The sequence below is a fragment of the Luteibacter sp. HAY1-4A genome (assembly GCF_056755355.1).
The window spans coordinates 23176-44324 of the sequence record NZ_JBNDHZ010000039.1 but is presented as its reverse complement, the minus strand read 5'-3'; the positions used below and the strand labels follow the sequence as shown (position 1 = coordinate 44324).

Annotated in this window: 21 protein-coding genes; 3 read left to right on the top strand and 18 right to left on the bottom strand. The window is 66.8% G+C overall.

Translation table 11 applies throughout. The annotated features are described in order from the left end of the window. Positions 1-856, top strand: an 856-nt coding sequence (locus ACPYOD_RS13925) for a DUF535 family protein (protein ID WP_481302327.1), incomplete at its 5' end; no start/stop codon positions are given. On the opposite strand, the gene ACPYOD_RS13920 is transcribed toward ACPYOD_RS13925, so the two are convergent. The 6 genes from ACPYOD_RS13920 to ACPYOD_RS13895 form a co-directional block, all read right to left on the bottom strand. Beyond that, on the bottom strand, positions 803-1612 hold the full coding sequence (locus tag ACPYOD_RS13920; RefSeq protein ID WP_481302326.1) for a glycosyltransferase family 2 protein: 810 nt from the start codon (positions 1610-1612) through the stop codon (positions 803-805). The genes ACPYOD_RS13925 and ACPYOD_RS13920 overlap by 54 nt on opposite strands. Further along, on the bottom strand, positions 1587-2870 hold the full coding sequence (locus tag ACPYOD_RS13915) for an O-antigen ligase family protein (protein WP_481302325.1): 1284 nt from the start codon (positions 2868-2870) through the stop codon (positions 1587-1589). Before ACPYOD_RS13915 ends, ACPYOD_RS13920 begins: the two co-directional genes overlap by 26 nt. Then, positions 2867-4006 (bottom strand): glycosyltransferase, encoded by a 1140-nt coding sequence (locus tag ACPYOD_RS13910; RefSeq protein ID WP_481302324.1) that lies wholly within the window; start codon positions 4004-4006, stop codon positions 2867-2869. The genes ACPYOD_RS13915 and ACPYOD_RS13910 overlap by 4 nt, the downstream gene beginning before the upstream one ends. Positions 4007-4067: 61 nt before the next feature. Continuing rightward, on the bottom strand, positions 4068-4274 hold the full coding sequence (locus ACPYOD_RS13905; RefSeq protein WP_481302323.1) for a zinc-finger domain-containing protein: 207 nt from the start codon (positions 4272-4274) through the stop codon (positions 4068-4070). Positions 4275-4380: 106 nt separating this feature from the next. Beyond that, the gene (locus ACPYOD_RS13900; RefSeq protein WP_481302322.1) at positions 4381-4971 is read right to left on the bottom strand and encodes a YceI family protein; all 591 of its coding nucleotides are present in this window, start codon (positions 4969-4971) and stop codon (positions 4381-4383) included. 70 nt (positions 4972-5041) lie between these two features. Further along, the gene (locus tag ACPYOD_RS13895; RefSeq protein WP_481302321.1) at positions 5042-5635 is read right to left on the bottom strand and encodes a malonic semialdehyde reductase; all 594 of its coding nucleotides are present in this window, start codon (positions 5633-5635) and stop codon (positions 5042-5044) included. 97 nt (positions 5636-5732) lie between these two features. Here ACPYOD_RS13895 and ACPYOD_RS13890 point away from each other — a divergent pair, with 97 nt between their 5' ends. Beyond that, on the top strand, positions 5733-6725 hold the full coding sequence (locus ACPYOD_RS13890; protein WP_481302320.1) for a mitochondrial fission ELM1 family protein: 993 nt from the start codon (positions 5733-5735) through the stop codon (positions 6723-6725). A gap of 108 nt (positions 6726-6833) precedes the next feature. Here ACPYOD_RS13890 and recG read toward each other — a convergent pair whose 3' ends face one another. The 4 genes from recG to rpoZ form a co-directional block, all read right to left on the bottom strand. Continuing rightward, positions 6834-8948 carry an ATP-dependent DNA helicase RecG gene (gene recG / locus ACPYOD_RS13885; protein WP_481302319.1) on the bottom strand — a complete coding sequence of 705 codons (2115 nt, stop codon included), beginning with the start codon at positions 8946-8948 and terminating at the stop codon, positions 6834-6836. 16 nt (positions 8949-8964) lie between these two features. Next, the gene (locus ACPYOD_RS13880; protein ID WP_481302318.1) at positions 8965-9348 is read right to left on the bottom strand and encodes a RidA family protein; all 384 of its coding nucleotides are present in this window, start codon (positions 9346-9348) and stop codon (positions 8965-8967) included. 53 nt (positions 9349-9401) lie between these two features. Beyond that, on the bottom strand, positions 9402-11582 hold the full coding sequence (locus ACPYOD_RS13875; protein ID WP_481302317.1) for a RelA/SpoT family protein: 2181 nt from the start codon (positions 11580-11582) through the stop codon (positions 9402-9404). A gap of 111 nt (positions 11583-11693) precedes the next feature. Beyond that, positions 11694-11984 (bottom strand): DNA-directed RNA polymerase subunit omega, encoded by a 291-nt coding sequence (gene rpoZ / locus ACPYOD_RS13870; RefSeq protein ID WP_072323734.1) that lies wholly within the window; start codon positions 11982-11984, stop codon positions 11694-11696. Positions 11985-12182: 198 nt separating this feature from the next. On the opposite strand from rpoZ, the gene ACPYOD_RS13865 reads away from it, so the two are divergent. After that, a complete protein-coding gene (locus ACPYOD_RS13865; RefSeq protein WP_481302316.1) occupies positions 12183-12986 on the top strand; it encodes an MlaA family lipoprotein in 804 nt (267 codons plus the stop codon). A gap of 181 nt (positions 12987-13167) precedes the next feature. Here the strand turns inward: ACPYOD_RS13865 and ACPYOD_RS13860 are convergent, their stop codons facing one another. The 8 genes from ACPYOD_RS13860 to ACPYOD_RS13825 form a co-directional block, all read right to left on the bottom strand. After that, complete coding sequence (locus tag ACPYOD_RS13860; protein ID WP_481302315.1) at positions 13168-13473, bottom strand: STAS domain-containing protein; 306 nt, start codon at positions 13471-13473, stop codon at positions 13168-13170. Then, positions 13470-14168: an MlaC/ttg2D family ABC transporter substrate-binding protein gene (locus ACPYOD_RS13855; RefSeq protein WP_481302314.1), complete on the bottom strand. Its 699-nt coding sequence runs from the start codon at positions 14166-14168 to the stop codon at positions 13470-13472. Before ACPYOD_RS13855 ends, ACPYOD_RS13860 begins: the two co-directional genes overlap by 4 nt. Before the next feature lie 21 nt (positions 14169-14189). Next, entirely contained in the window at positions 14190-15059 is an 870-nt protein-coding gene (gene mlaD, locus ACPYOD_RS13850; RefSeq protein WP_481302313.1) for an outer membrane lipid asymmetry maintenance protein MlaD, read from the bottom strand. Positions 15060-15117: 58 nt separating this feature from the next. After that, positions 15118-15885 carry a lipid asymmetry maintenance ABC transporter permease subunit MlaE gene (gene mlaE / locus ACPYOD_RS13845; protein ID WP_481302312.1) on the bottom strand — a complete coding sequence of 256 codons (768 nt, stop codon included), beginning with the start codon at positions 15883-15885 and terminating at the stop codon, positions 15118-15120. Beyond that, positions 15882-16694 (bottom strand): ABC transporter ATP-binding protein, encoded by an 813-nt coding sequence (locus tag ACPYOD_RS13840; RefSeq protein ID WP_481302311.1) that lies wholly within the window; start codon positions 16692-16694, stop codon positions 15882-15884. Before ACPYOD_RS13840 ends, mlaE begins: the two co-directional genes overlap by 4 nt. Beyond that, positions 16691-17308, bottom strand: a complete 618-nt coding sequence (gmk, locus tag ACPYOD_RS13835) for a guanylate kinase (protein ID WP_481302310.1) — start codon at positions 17306-17308, stop codon at positions 16691-16693. Before gmk ends, ACPYOD_RS13840 begins: the two co-directional genes overlap by 4 nt. A 252-nt stretch (positions 17309-17560) precedes the next feature. Next, positions 17561-18883: an amidohydrolase family protein gene (locus tag ACPYOD_RS13830; protein ID WP_481302309.1), complete on the bottom strand. Its 1323-nt coding sequence runs from the start codon at positions 18881-18883 to the stop codon at positions 17561-17563. A 49-nt stretch (positions 18884-18932) separates the two neighbouring features. Continuing rightward, positions 18933-21134, bottom strand: a complete 2202-nt coding sequence (locus ACPYOD_RS13825) for a penicillin acylase family protein (RefSeq protein ID WP_481302308.1) — start codon at positions 21132-21134, stop codon at positions 18933-18935. Positions 21135-21149 lie beyond the last annotated feature (15 nt).

Sequence of the window (21149 nt, the reverse complement as noted above, 5' to 3'; positions counted from 1 at the left end):
ACGTACGCATGGCATCGGTGCCACGCTCACGTACATCGGTCGCTGCGTCTCCCACTGGCGCGAGCACGATGCATGGCTGGCCTTCCTCGAATCGGCACCCATGGCGGGCATCACGTCCATCGACCGCGTCCTGCCCGAGCGCTACCAGCATCGCTACATCAGCTTGTCATGGAGCAGGCAACAGCGATTGCAGGCCCTGCGCGAGCACTATGCGTTCGCACTGACGCGCTTTCCGCGCCCGCTCTTCCATACGCTGTACCGCGAACGGCAGGTGTTGCTGGGTAAGGTAGCGCTGCGCGACGGCGGCTGCCTCTCGCTCATCCTCAAGGCGCCGCTCCGGCGCAGCCGCGAGGGCGAGATGAGTCTTTCGCTCACCGACGATACCGGCTTGCAGATTTCCTACACCACCATCGCCTTCATCGACGGCGGCCGCACGATCGTCATCGGCTGCCTTCAGGGTGCCGCCAATAACGCGGGGCGCGACGCGGTACGTGAACTCACCCGGCAGTGCCACGGCTTGCGGCCCAAGAACCTGCTGCTTTCGATGGTCCGCGCGCTTGCCGAGGCGTTCGACGTCGAGCGTGTTCTCGGCATCGGCAACGACGCCCACGTCTTCGCCGGCATTCCGAACAAGGTCAAGGCCGACTACGACAGCTTCTGGATGGAAGCCGGCGGCATGCCCGCCGAGCATGGCTTCTACGATATTCCGCCGCGCGAACCCGCGCGTTGCGCATCGGAGATCGAGAGCAAGCGCCGTGCGGAGTTTCGCCGCCGCGAAGCGTTGCGCGCGGCAGCCTGCGAATCAGTGCTCGCCGCGTTCGGTTTCGAACGGCGGGCGCTTGCGCTCGCCGCCTGACCTTCGCAGTTCGTACAGCTTGGCGTATTTAAGGAACGCGTAGAACGCGTGCACGCGCGCCGCGATGAAGCCGGCCCATCCGCCGCGCCAGTGGCCGCGCCAGAAGTAATAACGCAGGAAAGCCACGGTGGGGTAGATCACCATGCGTGCGCGGAGGAATCGCGGCGTGCGCGCATGGCGATCGTGTACCTGCAAGGACGAGTAACGGTTGGCTTTGTCCACCCGGCCTTCGATGTCGCGTTCGCCGTAATGATCGATCACGGCGTCCAGGGGCTGCACCGGGCCGTCGACAACCACGCTCTCGTGCACCTCGTGGCCGCTCATGCGGGCACGTGTCCGGTCGAACAGGCGCACGTAGTGGTTGAGCCGCGCGCGCTCGGGCTGCCAGCGCCAGAAGACCCACTCGCGGCGCAGCAACACGTAGCCGGCGGCTTGCGGCCACTCGAGGACGGAGCGGATGCGTTCCGCGGCGGAGGGCGTCAGCGCCTCGTCGGAATCGAGCAGCAGCACCCAGCGATGCCTTGCGAGGTCAATCGCCGCCTGCTTCTGGGCGCTGTACCCGGCGAACGGCTGCACCTCCACGCGCGCACCCAGTCGCGTGGCAAGGTCTCGCGTGGCGTCCGTGGAACCGGAGTCGAGTACGACGATGTCGTCCGCGAAGGCCACCGAACCCAGGCAGGCACCGATCGTGTCGGCATTGTCGAAGGTGGTGACGACCACCGACAGCGGCTCACGCGCCACGGCGAACCTCGGCATCGTCGGGCAGGTCCGCGAAGAGCGCCGCGGCCCACACGGAAAGCAGCCAAGCCGCGAGCAATCCCCACCAGGCCGAATAGAAGGCCATATGCGTGTTCAAGGGGAACAGGATCGCCACCAGCGCGACGGTGGCCGGAAAGGCACGGTCGCGCGCGGCGACTCCCGCCGTGCGCCATGCGCGTACGGCGAACGCGACGGCAGCAAGCCAGGCCATCAGGCCGATCGTGCCGGTTTCCGTGGCAACCTCGAGCACGACCTGGTGGGCGTGGCAGGCGCCCTCGCCTTCCCCGCACTTTTCCATCGTGAGGAAGTGGTCGCCCGGTGACGCAACCGACGGATACGCCACCCTGAAGCCACGGACGCCGACGCCGTTGACCGGATGCGCCGCGTACAACCGCAGCGCGGTCGTCCAGATGTCGAGCCGTCCGGTGAGCGCGGTGTCGACACCGGCGGTGGTGCCGGACAAGGCCGGTACGGTATGCGCCACGCGGTCGCGGAAGCGGGGAGAGACCTGCCACGCCAGCACCGCCGCCACCACGACCAGGAGGCTGGCGCCCAGGCAAGCGACCGCGAAGCGCCGGGGCGAGCCGGCTTCGCGCCAGAGGAACGCGACGGCCACGAGTGCGTAGCAGAGCCACGAGGCGCGCGAGCCGGACAGCAGCACCGGACCGAGCGCCAGCAGGAAAGCGAGCACGAGCCCGCGACGCCCCCAGCGTTCGCGCGCGGTCCACAGGAGGAACGGAGAGAGGGCCGAGAGCGCAGGCCCGAGCTTGAGGTTCGTGGCCCCGAAGATGCCGGAAAGCCGTTCGGGATCGGACGCCCCGGCAAGCCCGTAGCCCGTCAGGGCCTGGACCCAGGCGTCGGCAACCCATAGGGCGATCACCGCCGCCGTGGCGAAGTACAGGACGCGGACCTTGCCCGGCCTGCGCATGGCAAAGCAGGTGTACACGCCAAGCGGCGCGAAGCGGAGGATGCCAGCCACCGTCCCCCAGGACTTCCCTGGCGCGACGGCATCCACGGCGGATACCAGCGCCGCCCCCGCGTAGGCGGCGAAGAGCCACAGGAACAGCTTCGCGCCCGCGTGGTGGTGCAGCGCCCGCGGTTCGCGCACGAGGAGAAGAATGGACCCCACCAGCGCCAGGAAGACGCCCAGTTCGGCACTGCGTCCGAACGGCAGGAGCGCGGGCACCAGCCAGACGGGCAACAACGGCGAGGCAAGCCCAGCCCGGATCGCCGCGCCGAGGCCTCGTCCGCTCACGCGGCGGACTTGCCTTGCACTACCTCGGCATAGAGCGCCAGCGTGGCCGACTGCATGTCGGCGAGCCGATAGCTGCGAGGAGGCGGAATGGGGGGCGCGAAGCGAAGCAACTCCGCCGCGCGCTCCACCAGTTTCTCGCGGTCGCCCAGCGGCACGCGCCCCGACGGATACAGCTCGGCCAGCAACTCGCCCACGCCACCGTGTGCGTAACCCATGACCGGCCGGCACAGCGCCAGCGCCTCGACCACCGTGCGGCCGAACGATTCGGGACGCCGCGACAGCTGCAGGACCAGCGCCGACATGGCGTACACGTCGCGCACATCGCTGCGCTGCGGCGAGATCACCACCTTGTCTTCGACCCCACGCTTGTGCGCCAACGCGCGCAGCTCGGCGATGTAGGCTTCCCGGCCGGGCTCGTCCGCGCCTAGGAGCAGCAGCCGCGCGTCGATGTCGCGCTGGGCCAGGTCGGCAATGAGTTCGATGGCGTCCGCGTGGCCCTTCAGGCGCGTGCCGCGCCCCGGCAGGGTGAGCAGGGGCGCACCGGCCAACTGGGGATACTGCTCGAAGAAGGCACGCTGCCAGGCGTCGTCCGGGCGATACCCGTAAGGGAACGCATCGGTGTCGATGCCCCTGGGAATGACCTCGATGCGCGCCGTGTCGACGTCGTCGGGGTAGTGCCGCAGCACGTAGTCGCGCAGCGTCTGGGACACCACGATGACGCGTTCGCCGCGCATGAGGATGGCGCTGTAAGGCCCCGGGGTGTTCAGCCCGTGCACGGTGGTGACGAAGTGCGGCCGCGGCTTGACGCCACGCATGGCCCACCAGCCGATCCACGCCGGAAGGCGCGAGCGGGCGTGGACGATGTCCGGCTGCACGTCGCGCAGCAGCTTGCGCAACTTGCCCACGGTGAAAAACGTGCCGAGGGACTTCCTGCCGATGGGGAGCGCGATGTGCCGGCTGCCCTCGGCCTCCAGCTGCTCCACCATGCGTCCGCCCGCCGACACCACGATGGACCGGTGGCCGGCCTTGACCAGGGCCTGGCCGATTTCCAGGGTCGAACGCTCGGCACCACCCGAGTTCAGGGCGGGGATCAGTTGCACGACGGTCATCGTCCGGTGCGCGGAGACGGTGGCCATGGGTGGGTCCGGTGGGAGGAAGGTACGCAAGGCATGCAGGAAGCATGCCCCGCGGGGTGGATCAGTCTTTCAGTACGTACATGGCGCCGCAATAGGGGCACTTGGAGGTGCCGCCGTCGTCTTCGATAGGCAGATAGACCTTCGGATGCGAGTTCCACAGGTACATGCCGGGCATCGGGCAGGACAGCGGCAGGTCGGCGCGCGTGACCTCGTAACGGTTTTCGGCGTTCGCCGGGATCAGCGGCGCGGCCGCGGGATTGGGGCGCATGGGGAAACTCCGGGCGATGCGGTGGAACAGGGAATTGCGATGGTAGCAAAAAAGAAAACCCGCGCCGTCGCCGGCGCGGGTTCCAGAGCCATTCGGAAGCGCCCGATTACTTCTTTTCAGCCGAAGCGTCGTGGGCTTCGGTGGTGATGCGGACCTTGATCTCGTCCGACACGTTCGGCACATACGCGCCAACGCCGAAATCCGAACGCTTGATCGTGGTCGTGGCATCGAAGCCGATCGTCTGCGCCTTCATCATCGGATGCGGACCCACCTTGTTCAGGGTCACGTCAAGGGTCACCGGCTTGGTGACGCCGTGCACGGTGAGGTCGCCCACCACCTTCAGCTTGCCCTTGCCGGCCGGGGTCACCTTGGTGCTCTTGAACGTCACATTCGGGTACTTGGCGGCATCGAGGAAGTCCGCGGACTTCAGGTGCTCGTCAAGCTTCGGCACGAAGGTATCGAGCCCGGACAGCGGGAGGGTCGCCTCGACGGTCGCCTTGGAGGGATCCTTCTCGTCGTACACGAGGGTGCCGTCCACCTGGCCGAGGTTGGCCGTGGGATTGGAGAAGCCGAAGTGGCTCCAGCTGAACAGCACCATCGTATGGCCCGGATCGAGCTTGTAGGTGACCGGTGCGGCGACAGCGGTGCCGGCCGTGGCGACGAGACCGGCAAGGACGAGGTAACGAAGAGCGCGCATGGTGAATCTCCTGCAGTGAGTGGTTACGGCTGATAGCAGCGGGACCGTGCGGCCACCGCGGAAGAAAAGGTCAGATGATCCTGGCGGCTTCGTCGAAAGACAGGCGCGGCGAACGCGCGAACAGGTTCGTGCTTGCGTCACCGTAGCCGATGTTGACCAGGAAGTTGGACTTGATCTGGGTGCCCGCGAAGAACTCGGCGTCTACGCCAGCCTGGTCGAAACCCGACATGGGGCCGCAGTCCAGCCCCAGTGCGCGCGCCGCGATGATCAGATAGGCACCCTGGAGGGTGCCGTTGCGATTGGCGGTGGACTCGATCATCGCATCGTTGCCGACGAACCAGCTGCGCGCGTCGGCATGCGGGAACAGCCTGGGCAGGTGGTCGTGAAAGGCGAAGTCCGTGGCGACGATCGCGGTGACGGGTGCCTGCATCGTCTTGGCGCGATTGCCTTCGGAAAGGTAGGGCTCCAGGCGCTTCTTCGCGTCCGGCGACTTGACGAACACCAGGCGCATCGGCGACGAGTTGGCCGAGGTGGGCCCGAACTTCGCGAGATCGTAGATCTGGCGGATCTGCTCGTCGGTCACTTCCTTCGGCAACCAGGCGTTGTAGGTGCGCGCGGTGAGGAACAGCTGATCCAGCGAGGCATCGTTCAACGGAGAAGTCATGGATATCCTTGTACAGTGACAGTGCGCCGGAGGCCCGGCATTGAGACAGTGTAAGCGCCACGACGCGGTTCGTGGACGGGCAGCCAGGGAACGAACTGTGCCGAAATCGACAACAATCGACCCGACCGCCGGGCTGCCGCCCGAGTCCTGTTGGGTGCTGACCGACGGCGGCGCCGGCAACCGACGCCAGGCCCTGGCGCTGGCGGAAGCGCTCACGCCCTCGATCCGGGAGATAGTGATCGGCCTGCGGCCACCATGGTCGTGGTTCGCGCCGCGCAACATCCCAGGTGCACGGCTGGCGCTCGGACGCGACCAGGAAACCTTGTTACCCCCCTGGCCGAAGCTGGCCATCGGGTGCGGACGCCAGGCCGCCTGGGCCACGCGACAGATTCGCCTCTGGTCGGGCGGCGCCTGCCTCGCTGTGCAGATCCTGGACCCACGCATCGACCCGAAGCACTGGGACCTCGTGGTGGCCCCACGGCACGACGGACTGCATGGCGACAACGTGCTCAGTCCCCTGGGCTCGCTGAACCCCATCGACGACGCCTGGCTGGCCGACGGCCGCGATGCGTTCGCGCGGTTCGCCCAGTTTCCGGGGCCGCGACTCGGCGTGCTGATGGGCGGCGCACGGCATGGCTCGGCATTCGACGTCCAGGCGAGCGAGGCGTTCCTCGCCGCGGTGCGGGACCGGCACGGGCGGGAGGGCGGCTCCGTACTCGTTGCCGTGTCGCGGCGCACGCCCGCGGCGATCCTGCCGCGCATCCGCGAGGCCTTCGCCGGTGCACCGGGCGTCGTATGGACCGGGAGCGCCGACGGCCCGAATCCCTACCCCGGTATCCTCGGCTGGGCCGACCGCCTCGTCGTCACGCCGGATTCGGTGAACATGCTGTCCGAGGCCTGCGCCACGGGGCGGCCGGTGCACACGTTCATCTCGGCGCCCTTGCCGGGGAAGCTGGCACGCTTCCATGCCGAACTGCGTGCCGCCGGGTTGCTGCACGATATCGATGCCAGTACACCGGAACGGCAGCAGGCGCTGCGGGAAACCGACGCCATAGCGGCGCAAGTGCGAGGGCATCTCGGCCTGACGTAGGCGCTTTTGTGTGGGAGCCGCTTCAGCGGCGATGGGTGCTCGCAGCAAGTTTGCCCGCTGCCGCGGGATCGCCGCTGAAGCGGCTCCCACAGACCACGCATGGAGTTGTCAGGCGTCCACGTAGCGGGCGGCGTCGCCGACCCAGCGCGCAATAAGACGCTCGCAGCGACCCGGATGGCTTTTCATCATCGCTTCGGCCACGCGTTGCACGTCCGGCATGAGATGGGCGTCGCGCGCGAGATCGGCGATGCGGAACTGCAATTGTCCGGTCTGGCGCGTGCCGAGGACTTCGCCCGGACCACGCAGCTCGAGGTCTTTCTCGGCGATGCGGAAGCCATCGTTGGTTTCGCGCATCACCTGCAGACGCTCCCTCGCCAGCCGCGACAACGGCGTCTGGTACAGCAGAACGCAATTGGAAGCGACGGAGCCGCGCCCCACACGACCGCGTAGCTGGTGCAGCTGCGCAAGGCCCAGGCGCTCGCTGTTCTCGATCACCATGAGGCTGGCGTTGGGCACGTCCACGCCGACTTCGATGACGGTAGTGGCGACAAGGACCGCGAGTTCGCCGGCCTTGAACGCGTCCATGATCGCCTGCTTTTCCTTCGGCTTCATGCGTCCATGGATGAGGCCCACCGAAAGATCGGGCAGCGCCGCGGTGAGTTCGGCATGGGCTACCTCAGCGGCCTGCGCGTCGAGCTGCTCCGACTCTTCGATGAGCGTGCATACCCAGTACACCTGGCGCCCCTGCATGCACGCGGCATGGATGCGCTCCATGACGTCGTAACGGCGTTCGTTCGAGATAGCCACCGTCTGCACCGGCGTGCGGCCCGGCGGCAGTTCGTCGATGGAGGACACGTCGAGGTCGGCATACGCGCTCATCGCCAGGGTGCGTGGAATGGGCGTGGCGGTGAGCACGAGCTGGTGCGGAATGAGATCGCCCTCGGCACCCTTGTCGCGCAGGGCGAGGCGCTGGTGCACACCGAACCGGTGCTGCTCGTCGACGATCACGAGGCCCAGCCGGTGAAAGGCCACGCCTTCCTGCATGAGTGCGTGCGTACCCACGACAACGTGCGCGCTGCCTTCCGCCGCGTGTGCGAGGGCATGCTTGCGCGCCCTGCCCTGCACCTTGCCCGCGAGCCATTCGACCGTCAGGCCGAGCGGTTCGAGCCAGGCGCGGAAGTTGCGCAGGTGCTGCTCGGCAAGGAGTTCCGTCGGTGCCATGAGCGCCACCTGGTAGCCGGCCTCCACCGCCGCGACAGCGGCCAATGCCGCAACAACGGTCTTGCCGCTACCCACGTCGCCCTGCACCAGGCGCAGCATGGGATGGGGACGCGCGAGGTCACGGGCCACTTCCTTAGAAACACGTGCCTGCGCGCCCGTCAGGGGGAAGGGCAGGCTCGCGAGCAACCGTTCGCGCAACGTGCCGGCGCTCTTCAACGCCGGCGCCTTGCGCTTCTTCACAGCCGCACGCATGCGCCGCAGCGTGAGGTGTTGGGTAAGCAATTCCTCAAACGCCAGGCGCTTCTGCGCGGGATGACGCCCCTCGCCCAGTTGCCGCAGATCCACGTCCGGCGGCGGTCGGTGCACGTACATCAGGGCGTCGCGCAGCGAGGTGAGGCCGGAAGGCAGCGGCAGGTCGTCCGGAATCAGCTCGAGCCGATCATCGGCAGGCAAGTGCGCGAGCGCACGCGAAACGACGCCGGCGAGGCGCCGCGGCCCCAACCCTTCGGTGGTCGGGTAGACCGGCGTCAGCCGCTCGTCCACCACCACGGGCTCGTCGGGTTCGATGCGCTGGTATTGCGGATGGACCATTTCGAGGCCTTGCGGGCCCTGCCGTATTTCGCCGAAGCAAAGCAGGCGCGTGCCCTTGCCCAGCTGGTCCACCCGCGATTTGCGGAAATGGAAGAAGCGCAGCAGCAACACGCCGCCGGACTCGTCGGCGATGATCACTTTCAGCTGCGGTCGGAAACGGTAACCGCGCTCGACGAAATCCACGATGCCCTCGACCTGCGCGCGATCGCCCGGCCTGAGGTCGGCGAGCGGCAGGACACGGGTGCGGTCCTCGTAGCGCAACGGCAAGTGGAACCACAGGTCCTGCACGGTGCGCAGACCCAGCCTGCCGAGGGTTTCGGCCAGCGCGGGCCCGACGCCGCCGAGGGACGTCAGCGGCGCGCGGCCCTGGTCCGCCGAAGCGGCGGGTATCGGCGTGGGGCTGGCGGCCACGGGACTCGCGGGGGCCTCAGGGCAGCGCGAGGATGGCGTCGACTTCGACCTGCGCACCCTTCGGGAGACCGGACACTTCGATCGTGGAACGCGCCGGATACGGCTGCTGGAAATACTCGGCCATGACGGCGTTCACCGCGGCGAAGTTGCCGAGGTCGGTGACATAGATGCCCACGCGCACGATGTCCGAGAGCTTGCCGCCCGCGGCTTCGGCCACGGCCACCAGGTTGTCGAACACGCGACGCGTCTGCGCGGTGATGTCGCCCTCGACGAGATTGCCGGTAGCGGGATCGAGGGGAATCTGGCCGGAGAAGTACACCGTGTTGCCGGCGCGCACGGCCTGCGAATACGGCCCGATGGCGGACGGTGCCTTATCGGTGGCGATGGTGCTGCGGGTCATGGTCCGTCCTCGATGGTGGATCGGGACAGTCTATCGAGGATGCCGTGCGCGCTCTACAGCGGGTGGCGGTAGACGCCGCTGACCACGCCGGTGCGGCGCACGCGGCGCATGACGTCGGCAAGGTGCTTGCGGTCCTTCACCTCGATGGCGAACAACAGCGTGGCGGCCGTGCTGTCGCGCTCGATGTACTCCACGTTCTCGATATTGGAGCCCGCGTCGGCGATGGCGGCGGCCACCGTCGCGAGGACGCCCGGACGGTTGAGTACCTCGATGCGCAGTTCGGCGCGGTAATCGCCCGACACGTCGCGGTCCCATTCGATGGCGACGATGCGCTCCGGCGTCTTGCGGAACTCGGCCACGTTCGGGCATTCCACCCGGTGCACGACGATGCCCTTGCCCGATGACAGGAAACCGACGATCTCGTCGCCCGGCAGCGGATGACAACAATTGCCGAAGCTGAGCACACCGCGTTCGGCGCCGCTGATGCGGATCTTCTCCGCCGAGTGCTCCGCCGGGGCCGGTGCGCGTTCCTCCTGCGGGCCGAGGAGCGCCACCAACTGCGTCGCCACCTGGTCGGCGAAACGGTTGCCGAGCGCGATCTCCGAGAGCAGTTCTTCCAGGCGCTTGAGCTTGGATTCTTCCAGGAAGCGGTCGAGGGCGGCGGCCGGCACGGCGTCGAGACTCAGGCCACGCGCATCCAGTGCTCGATCGAGCATGCGGTGGCCGAAGTCGACGGCATCCTCGTGCTGCAGGTGCTTGAGGTACTGGCGGATGGCCGTGCGCGCCTTGCCGGTGACGACGGCCTCGAGCCACGCCGGATTCGGTACGGCGGAAGGCGCCGTGATGATCTCCACCTGCTGCCCGGACACGAGCCGCGTGCGCAGCGGCACCAGCTTCTTGTCGACGCGCGCGGCCACGGCGTGGTCGCCGACGTCGGTATGCACCGCATACGCGAAGTCGAGCGCGGTGGCATTGCGCGGCAGCGAGAAGATGTCGCCGCGCGGCGTGAACAGGTAGACCTCGTCGGGGAAGAGGTCGATCTTGACGTTTTCCAGGAACTCCGAGGCCGATGGCGTGTTCGCCTGACTGTCGGCGAGCGCGGAGAGCCATTCGCGCGCGCGCGCCTGCGCGCTGTTCGCGGGGCCGGAGTCGCTCTTGTAGGCCCAGTGCGCCGCGACGCCGCGCTCGGCCACCGATTCCATCTCAGCCGTGCGGATCTGGATTTCGATGGGCGCACCGAACGGCCCGAGCAACACGGTGTGCAGCGACTGGTACCCGTTGCCCTTCGGGATGGCGATGAAATCCTTGAAACGGCCGTCCACGGGTTTGTAGAGACCATGCACGGCGCCCAGCGCCATGTAGCAGTGCATCGCCGAATCGGTGATGACGCGGAAGCCGTAGACGTCCATCAACTGCGCGAACGACTTGTGCTCGTTGCGCATCTTCGAATAGATGCTCCACGCCGACTTGATGCGGCTGACCGCGCGGCCGGGAATCTTCTCCGCGGCGAGCCGGCCTTCCAGGGCCATCTCGATCTTGGCCATCGCCTCGCGCCGGTTACCCAGGGCCGCGCGGATGCGCTCGCCGATGATGCGGTGGCGATCGGGATAGAGGGCCTTGAAGCCGAGGTCCTGCAACTCGGCCTTGAACTTGTTCATGCCCAGGCGCTGCGCGATGGGGGCGTAGATTTCCAGCGTCTCGCGCGCGATGCGCCGCCGCGAGGGGGCATCTTTCGCACCCAGCGTGCGCATGTTGTGCAGGCGGTCGGAGAGCTTGATGAGAATGACGCGCAGGTCGCGGGCCATCGCCAGCAGCATCTTCCGGAAGCTTTCGGCATCGGCCTCGGCGCGGCTGGAGAAGCGCATCTTGTCGAGCTTCGTGACGCCGTCGACCAGTTCGGCCACGGTTTCGCCAAAGGCACCGGCGAGTTCGTCGCGGCCCAGCTGGGTGTCCTCGAGCGTGTCGTGCAGGATGGCCGCGATGATGGTCTCGGCATCGAGGCCGAGATCGGCCAGCACATGGGCGACCGCCACGGGATGCGTGATGTACGGCTCGCCGGACTTGCGTGTCTGGCCTTCGTGCGCGGCCGCGCCAACCAGGTAGGCGCGGCGGATGCGCATCACCTGTTCGTGCGGCAGGTAGGCACCCACGCGCTCTTCCAGTGCCTGCACATACGGAGGCACCGGTCGGTCGTCGACCACGTCGGTCAATTTTTTCGCGGGAATCACGTTCATGGGAAAACCTTCCGCCTCAGGCGACGGGGCCTCCCGTGCGCGGCTTCAAGAGCCGCGCGTCAACGTGCGCAGGGTGCGGATGAATGCAGGGCCGACAGCGACCCGGCGTCATCAGTCATCTCCACCCTTCGAGAGGTCGTCGTCCACTTCCGTGGCGGCCCACTCGAGGGCTTCGCGCTCGGCACGCTCGCGGGCGGCGCGGTCGATCTCGTCGATCATCTCGTCATTGACGCGGCGATCGGCGATCTCGCGCAGTGCGAGCACGGTCGGCTTGTCGTTGCTCGGATCGAGGGTCGGCTCGGCGCCCTTGGAGAGCTGGCGGGCGCGCTTGGTCGCCATGAGCACGAGCTCAAAGCGGTTGTCGACTACCTCGAGGCAGTCTTCGACGGTAATACGGGCCATTTCAAATCCTTGACATCAAAGACACTTCTGGTTGAGCAGTGTACCGGCCCGGCCCGTTGGCTGGCAATCGGGGGAGGGGTATGATGCCCGGTTCAGCCAAGACGGACGGCCCTGGTGCAAATAATAATACCGCACGGTACAATAAAGAACCGCCCCACCCCCAAAGTCGCATCGATGCACCCCACAAATCTGCCCCGGATGGTCCGTACAGCCCTTGGCGTCCTCGTTGTCGCGCTCCTGGCCGCCTGCCACGTGGCGCCGCCGCGGACGGACGACCCGAACGAAAAGTTCAACCGCAAGGTGTACGCGTTCAACGACTCGCTGGACAAGGCGGTGATCCGCCCGGTGGCCGTCGGCTACCGCAAGATCACCAATCCGCCTGTCCGCACGGCCATCAGCGACTTCTACACGAACATCCGCCTGCCGATCACGGTGGCCAATGACCTGCTCCAGGCCCGACCGAAGCAGGCCCTGCAGTCCACCAGCCGATTCGTGGTCAACCTGACCATCGGCTTCCTGGGCTTCAAGGATCCCGCCAGCCTGCTCGGCCTCCCGCTCGAAGAGAACGACTTCGGCGTGACCCTGGCGCGCTGGGGCGTGCCCGAGGGCGACTTCCTGATGCTGCCTTTCGTCGGCCCGACCACGGTCCGCGACGTCTGGCGCCTGCCGGTCGACAGCTATTTCTTCGACCCCATCAGCTACTACTCGCGCAACCACGACTTCAAGTATGGCCAGCAGTACGTGCCGCAGGTGCTCTACCTCGTGACGCTGCGCTCGCGCGGCATCGATGCGGAAAGCTTCCTGGCCTCGGCCTACGATCCGTATGTGTTCATGCGCGACGCCTACCGCCAGCAGCGCCTCTACAAGAACTACTACGGCAACCCGCCGCCGGAAGCCATCGAGCAGATGCAGGGCCTGAACGACAGCAAGGACTTCGACCCGGACAAGCTGCTCGACGAACAGCACACCTGGGAACGGCAGAACGGCCAGCAGCCGGACTGACGAAAGGGCCCCTCGGGGCCCTTTTTCTTTTTCTTGCCTTGCGCCACCGTGGTGGTCTTGCGCCACTGTGGGAGCCGCTTCAGCGGCGATGGGGGCTTGCGGCAAGCTCGCCCGCTGTCGCGGGATCGCCGGCTATAGCCGGCTCCCACACATACAAATTCCCACACGTACAGCGGGGTTTTTACGGCTGGGCGAGCAGGGATTCGACACCGGATACGCGCGCGAGGGCCAGGAGGCCGGCGGGCGCGTGGGTAACTGCAAGCGCCCTGCCCTTGCCGCGCGCATGGGCAAGAAGCGCCAGCACCGTGGCCAGCCCTGCGCTGTCGGCCTGGCCCACGCCGGAAAGGTCGAGGGCGACTTGCGTGCCACGGTCGAGTTCGGCGCGTGCCGAGCCGAGGGCGTCCGCCGCGGTAGCGAACGTAAGAGCGCCGGACACCGCAAGGGTGTCCGGCGCCGGGTGGCTCAGCTGGAAAGCGGACGGCTTCACTTCTTTGCGCTGCCGCCCTGTCCGGCACCACCGCCGTCCTGCTTCAGCTGGTCGATGGCGGCGGAGCCCTTCTGCTCCAGGTCGGTGATGAGCTGGTCGAGGCCTTCCTTCTTGATCTCGGCATCGACTTGGTTGCGGTAGTTCGTGATGTACGAGATGCCCTCGATGATCACGTCGTACGCTTTCCAGTCGCCGCTTTTCGACTGACGGAACGCGTAATCCACGGAAACCGACTTGCCGTCGTCGAGCATCACCTGCGTGCGCACCACGGTGCGCTTCTTGTTCAGGTCGCCGCTGAACGGCAGCACCTTCACGCGGCCGCGCGTGTAGTTGAGCAGGCCTTCCGCATAGCGATGGGTGATGGAGTTGTAGAACGCCTTCGCGAAACGCTCGCGCTGCTGGGGCGAGGCCTTGGACGCATTCTGGCCGAGGACGAGGATCGACGCGTAGTCGATGTCGAAATGGGGCAGGAACGTGTCATCGATGACCGCGATGAGTTTTTCCTTGTCGTTCTTCAACTCGGCCTGGTGCCCTTCGATGGCCTTGGCCAGGTCGTCGGAGATCGTGGTGACGATCTGCTGCGGGGACTGGTTGTCGGCCGTGGCCGCCGGAGCGGCCGCATCCTGGGCAAGGACGGGCAAGGCGGTGGCCGCGGTGACGGCAAGGGCAATGGCTAGGGAAAGCTGACGCAACATGCAGTGTCTCCTGGTCCGGCCTTACTTCTTGCCGGCGTTGTCTGTAGCGGCGCCCTGGGCGCCGGACTTGTTCTCGCTCGGCGATCCGTTCACCAGGAACTTGCCGATCAGGTCTTCCAGTTGGAGCGCGGACTGCGTGAGCACGAAACTGTCGCCGTCCGCCAGGTATTCCGGCGACCCGCCGGGCTGGATCGCAACATACTGGCTGCCGATCAAACCGCTTGTGAACACCGCGGCCGAGGAGTCGTCAGGTATCTGGGAGTAGCGCTTGTCGATCGCAAGGGTGACCGTCGCCTCCACGGCGCCCGGCTTGACCACCACCGACTCGACGCTGCCGATGGGCACGCCGGCCATCTTCACCGCCGCGCCCGGCTGGAGCCCGCCGATGTTGGTGAAGCTGCCGGTGACATGGAAGGTGCCGCCCAGGCGGTCCGGGGCGCTGCCGCCGCCGAAGAACTTGCCGAGCATCTCTTCCAGCTGCTGGGCCGGCCGGGTCAGGCCGATCTCACCGCCTTCCTTCACCGGCGTCTTCGACTGCCCGAACTGGATGCCCACGTACTGGTCGCCCAGGAGGCCGCTGGTGTAGATCGTGGCCACGGAATCCTCGGGGATGTCCTTGTGGCCGTCGTCGATGGCGAGGGTGACCTTGGCCTCCTCCTTGCCCGGGACGAGGTCGATGGCCTGCACCGAACCGACACGGACACCGGCGACTTTCACCGGGGCGCGCACCTTCAGCTGGCCGACGTTGGCGAAGCGGGTGTCCACCGTGTAGGTAGAGCCGCGGGTGCTGTTCGCCACGGACGTGGTCTGGGTGGCGAGGTAGGCCAGGGCGGCGAAGCCGAGCACGATGAACAGGCCGGTGCCGACGGCATAGGAACGTCTCTGGGTCACGGCACGATCCTCGGATGGGCGATGGGGAAATGGGGAGTCATGGCGGGTCTCCGGGGCCTCAGATCAGGAACGAGGTGAGGACGAAGTCCAGCGCCAGGATGGCGATGGACGAGGCCACCACCGTGCGCGTCGTCGCATATGCGACGCCTTCGCTGGTGGGCGGGGTGGTATAGCCCTGGAACACCGCGATCAGGGAGACCACGATGCCGAAGGCGATGGATTTGAGCAGCACGCCGTCGACGATGTCCTTGCGGATGTCGACGGTGGCGGTCATGTTCGACCAGAAGGTGCCGTTGTCGATGCCCAGCCAGGTGACGCCGACGAGGTGGCCGCCGAACACGCCCATAGCGCAGAACACCACGCCGAGCAGCGGCAGGGCGATGACGCCCGCGAGGAAACGCGGCGCCACCACATAGGCGATGGGATCGACGGCCATCATTTCCATGGCGTCGAGCTGGTCGGTGGCGCGCATGAGGCCGATCTCGGCGGTGACCGACGTACCGGCGCGGCCCGCGAACAGCAGCGCTGTGACGACCGGACCCAGCTCGCGGTAGATGGCGATGGCCACGACGGTACCGGTGGCCGAAGTACCGCCGAAGATGGAAAGCACGTCGTACAGCTGCAGGCCCAGCACCATGCCGACGAAGAGGCCGCAGGTCATGACGATGGTGAGGCTCATGGCGCCGACGAACCAGATCTGCCGGATGGTCTCGCGACCGTGCCGGAAGCTGCGCGGGATGGCGGCGAGGATCGTCAGGAGGAACAGCCCGCAGGCGCCGATCTGCGCCAGGCTGCGAACGACGACGTTGTCGTCCTTGCTGGTCATGCCTTGCCTCCGGGGAAACCGAGCGCACTGGCGTAGTCGCCGGCGGGATACTGGAAGGGCACCGGGCCATCGGCCTCGCCGCCGAAGAACTGCGCCGTCCACGGCGAGCCGTCGCTGGCCAGCGTGGCGGGATCGCCGTGGGCCACGACCTTGCCGTTCGCAATGAGGTAAACGTGGTCGGCCACTTTCTGCACGGCGGCAAGTTCATGCGCCACGAGCACGCTGGTGATGCCCAGCGTCTCGTTCAGTGTGCGGATGAGCAGCAGCACCTGGTTCAGTGCAATGGGATCCAGGCCCACGAACGGTTCGTCGTACAGGATGAGCGCGGGGTCGAACACGATGGCACGGGCCAGCGCCACGCGCCGCGCCATGCCGCCGGACAGCTCGGTGGGCATGAGGCGCGCCGCGCCACGGAGGCCCACCGCCTGCAGCTTGTTGAGCACGATGTTGCGGATGAGCTCTTCCGGCAGGTTCGTATGCTGACGCAGCGGGAAGGCCACGTTCTCGAACACGTCGAAGTCGGTGAGAAGCGCGGAATTCTGGAAGAGGTAACCGATCCGCTCGCGCAGTTCGAACAGTTTCTCGCGCGACAGCTCCGGCACGTTCAGGCCATCGACCTGCACGCTGCCCGCGTCGCCACGCATCTGCCCGGTGATGTGCTTCAGCAGCGTGGTCTTGCCCGTGCCGCTGGGCCCCATGATGGCGGTGACCTTGCCCCGCGGGATGTCGAGGTCGAGGCTGTCGAAGATGGTCTTGCCGTTGAGGACCGTGGTGAGTCCGCGTACGCGGACGATGGCGTCGTCGGTCATGGGGCGATCAGCTCCTCGATCAGCGATTCGTGCCGGCGCGCCGCCAGCGGCGTGCGCTGGCGCACCGCGCGCACGATGGACCGGAGGTCGCCCAGGGCGTCCTCGAAGCGGTCGTTCACGATGATGTAGTCGAATTCGTGCGCATGGGCGATTTCCTCGCGCGAATTGAACAGCCGGCGCTCGATGACCTCGGGGCTGTCGGAGGCGCGGCCGCGCAGGCGGCGTTCCAGCTCCACGCGCGACGGCGGCAGGATGAACACGCTGACGCAGTCGGGTTTTCGGCTGCGCACCTGGCGCGCGCCCTGCCAGTCGATCTCCAGCAGCACATCGCAGCCCGAGGAGAGTGTGCCCTCCACCACCGTGCGCGAGGTGCCGTAAAGATTGCCGTGCACCTCGGCGTGCTCGAGGAAGATGCCGTCGGCGATCTCTCGCTCGAAGTCCGGCCGCTCCACGAAGAAATAGTGCCGCCCGTACTCCTCGCCCACGCGCGGGGGTCTCGTGGTGTGCGAGATGGAGAGGGAGATGCCCGGCTCGCATTCGAGCAGCGCGTTGACCAACGTGGATTTGCCCGCGCCGGAGGGCGCAGCCACCACGAACAGGGTGCCTTCGATCATCCGCGGGTAACTCGTTGGGGGTACATGGCTCGCTCCCGGTGGCACCGGCGCACCGACCGGGTCGGTATCGGCACGCATCCTGTTGTGCAAAAGGGGATTGTACCGGGTTTCCGGGCCGGCTCCGCCAGCACGCCCATCCTGGCGGCGTGGGATTCAGGCGCGAGCCGCTTGCGATAAATGCCTCGCGCAGCCGGCAGGCCCGACCGAACCGCGCCATGCCGCGCTGGATGCGGCTCTGGAGGTTGCCGACGCCTAGGGAGCCTCGCCGGCCCCGCCCGGCCGCTTGTAGACCACCCCGCCCTTCATCACGAAGGCCACGTGTGCCAGCGTCCCGATGTCCTTTGTCGGATCGCCCGGCACCGCGATGATGTCGGCGTCGAGGCCGCCGCGCAGCTGGCCGATGCGCTCCTGCTGGCGCAGCACCTTGGCGTCGACCGCGGTGGCCGCGAGCAAGGCCTGCGCCGGGCGCATGCCATCGCGCACCATCCACTCCAATTCCTTGTAGTTGGTGCCGTGGGCGAACACGCCCACATCGCTTCCGTTACCGATGGTCACCCCGGCCTCCATGGCCCGCTTGAAGGCCTCCGCCGATTTCCGGATCGACTCCGTCGGCGGCTGGCCGGGCTTCCATCCGCCGAAATACTCGGCGTAGGCTGCACTTGCCTCGAGTGTCGGCATATAGGCCACGCCATGTTTTTTCATGAGCGCAAAAACTTCCGGTGTGCCGTCGTAACCATGTTCGATGGTGTCCACGCCGGCGAGCACTGAGCGGCGCATGCCTTCCGCCGTGCTCGAATGCACCGCCACCGGCAGCCCCAGCGAGTGCGCCATGTCGACGCCCGCCTTCAGTTCTTCCTCGGTGAACGTGGGCACGGAACCCTTGCTCTTGCCGCAGTGGTAATCGGCATAGATCTTGATCCAGTCCGCGCCGTGTGCCGCCTGGTCGCGCACGGCGTCGATCATCTGCGCCGTGCCGCTGACGGGAATGCCGCCCTGCGGCAGGTCGATGTCGTCGCGGAAGCCCAGCGGACCCGGGCCATAACAGTGGGCCGCGATGGTGGCGCGCGTGGAAACGAAAAGGTGCGGCCCGGGAATCAGGCCCTTGTCGATCGCCTGCTGCACGTCCACGTCCGCATACCCCGCCCCTTCGGTGCCGAGATCGCGCAGCGCGGTGAACCCGCTCATCAGCGTGTCGCGCGCATGCTTCACCGCCTCCACCGTACGGAAGGCCAGCGTTTCCTTGAGCACCTGGTCGTTCCAGAGCGTCTCATTGTATGGATGGAGAAAGATGTGCGAATGCGCGTCGATGAGGCCGGGCAGAAGCGTCGTGCCCGGCAGGTCGATCGTGAGCGCGCCTGCCGGGGTCGCCACCTTCGAAGCCGGCCCGACCTCGGCGATCTTGTCGCCTTGCACAAGCACGACCCAGCCTTCGTGCGTCTGTTCGTCGCGGGCGTCGAAGACACGGTCGGCCTTGAGCAGCACCGTGGTGGACGGCACGGGGGCATCGGCGGCAGCCGTCGCCACGGACAACAGCGACAGGGCCAACATGCCCCACACCTTTGCGCGTCGAATCATCGCAACTCTCCCTTTGAATCGTTCAAGTGACCGAACTCCCCCGCAACGATCACTCGCCCGGGTGATACGTGCGCTCGGTATGCCCTTGCAGATCTTCCGGCCAGAAATACACCTTCCGCAGGTTTCCCGTGGTGTAACGCTCGGCTTCGTCGTTGAAGTGCTTCGAAGCCGGGTCGCCGCTTTCACCACCGGCGGTGATCGCGCGGGCGCGCACCTTGTCGCCGAATTCCACCACCGCGACGAAGCTGTTGCCGCTGGTGCCGTAGTAGCGTTTCGTGCCGGGCCAGCGGTGAGCGCCGAACGAAGCGAGCGAGCCCCAGCGTGACGAGGTGAACGGCACGGGGATGCTCGGCTTCGCATCGTCGAAGCGCTGCTTGATGGCGCCATCCACACGCTGGAAGCGGTTCACTTCGCCCCAGGGCACGCCCCAGCTTCCGAAGTCCCGTTCGAGGCGGTCGGCAGCTTCGGCCAATGCGCCCAGACGCGCCTTCGGCCCGGCCTTCTCCGCCATCACGTCATAGATGGAGAGGCCTTCGGCCGTGTCCAGCTTGCTTGCCTTGTCCCAGAGGATGTCACCCCAGAACACCGCGAGCGAGGTCGGCATCGATGCGATGCCCCAGCGGTAGTCCCAGGTGCGCAGCAGGGCGATGGGGCCGGCCAGGGTCCGCTTCATCGGGTCGCCCGCCGGGAGTGCGTCGTAGTCGGCGATAAGAATGGGCAACTGGCGCGCGAATGCCGGCAGGTACGGGTCGAACGCGGTATCGATGAGCGACGCCAGTGTGAACCCCGTTCGGCCGGTGAGCACGCGCGTCGCGTGCAGGCCGCGCGGGTTTTCACCCACGGCATCCATATAACGTGGAAAGTCGGCCTGCCGCGGACTGTCGGGGCCGGCGGCCGAATACGGCCAGTCGTTGGTGTTGAAGATCCAGCCGGTTGCCGGATTGAACAGCCTGGGCGCCTTGTCCAGCGGCAGCAGCCCCTTCCAGTCGGTGTCCGGATCGCTGCCGTCCACCGGCTTCGTATAGTCGAAGCGGTTGTCCCGCTTCGGGATGAACTGCGGATGCAGATAGGCGATGTTGCCCTTGTCGTCCGCGTAGATGGTGTTGTTCGATGAGTTCGCCTTGAACTCCGCAACCTTCATGTAGGCGGCGTAATCGTTCGCTTTCGTCCGCAGCCAACTCTGCTGCAAGGCTTCGAGCGGCTTGTTCATCAACGCCTCGGCGATCCAGCGCTCGCCGTCCGCGCGGACGATCGGGCCGTGGTGCGTGGCGTAGGTGGTGAAGCGGCGCTCGCTGAGCGTTCCGTCGTCGCCCCGCACCGGCACCACGATCTCGCGCACCATCACCGGCCGAAGTTCCTTCCCGTAACGGTAGAACAACTTTCCGTCCTTGCGCTCGATCGTCTCCGCGAATTCGTCCACGACGTCCGCACCGGTGGAGGTGTGCATCCATCCGATGTGCCTGTTGAATCCCTGGTAGATGAAGAACTGCCCCCAGGTGACGGCGCCATACGCATCCAGCCCTTCGTCGCTGGACATCTGCAATTCGGAGCGGAAGAAAAACGAGGTATGCGGGTTGATCAGCAGCAGGGCATGGCCGTCGGCCGTGAGCTTCGGCGCGATGGCGATGCCGTTGGAGCCCGTGGGTTCGGCCCAACTGGACGGCGGCACGAACTGCGCGAGCGCGCCCGCGGGGTCCTTGCCGTAGAACGCCTGCAAGTCCGCCGGTTTCACGCGTTCGATATCGCCGCCGATGCTGCCCTCGCTGAAGCTGAGTGCCATCCACGGTTCGAAATGCTTGATGACCCGCGGATGCACATCGGGATGCATGGCGAGGTAGTAGTTGAGTCCGTCGGCCCAGGCGTCCATCAGCCCCTTGAGCCATGACGGCGCGCGTGCGTACATCGACTTCAGCTGCGTCTCGTCCACGAACAGGCGCTGGCGCAGGTCGGTCCACAGCGCGGACTCCCCTTCCGCCTGCGCCATCCAGCCGAGCGACGCAAGATAATTCGTCTCGACGCGGTTGAAATCATCTTCGGCCTGCGCATAGGCCATGCCGAACACGGCGTCCGCGTCCCGCTTCCCGTGCACATGCGCGATACCCCAATCGTCGCGAACGACGGTGACCGCCGCAGCCTGCTTCTTCCAGCGCGCGGCGTCGGTCGGTGCCGGAGCGGCGAGGACGATGGGGCTGGCGAGTACCAGGGCGACGAACAAGGCGTGCCGGCGAAGTGTCATCTGGATGAGCGCCATCGAAGGGATCGTCGA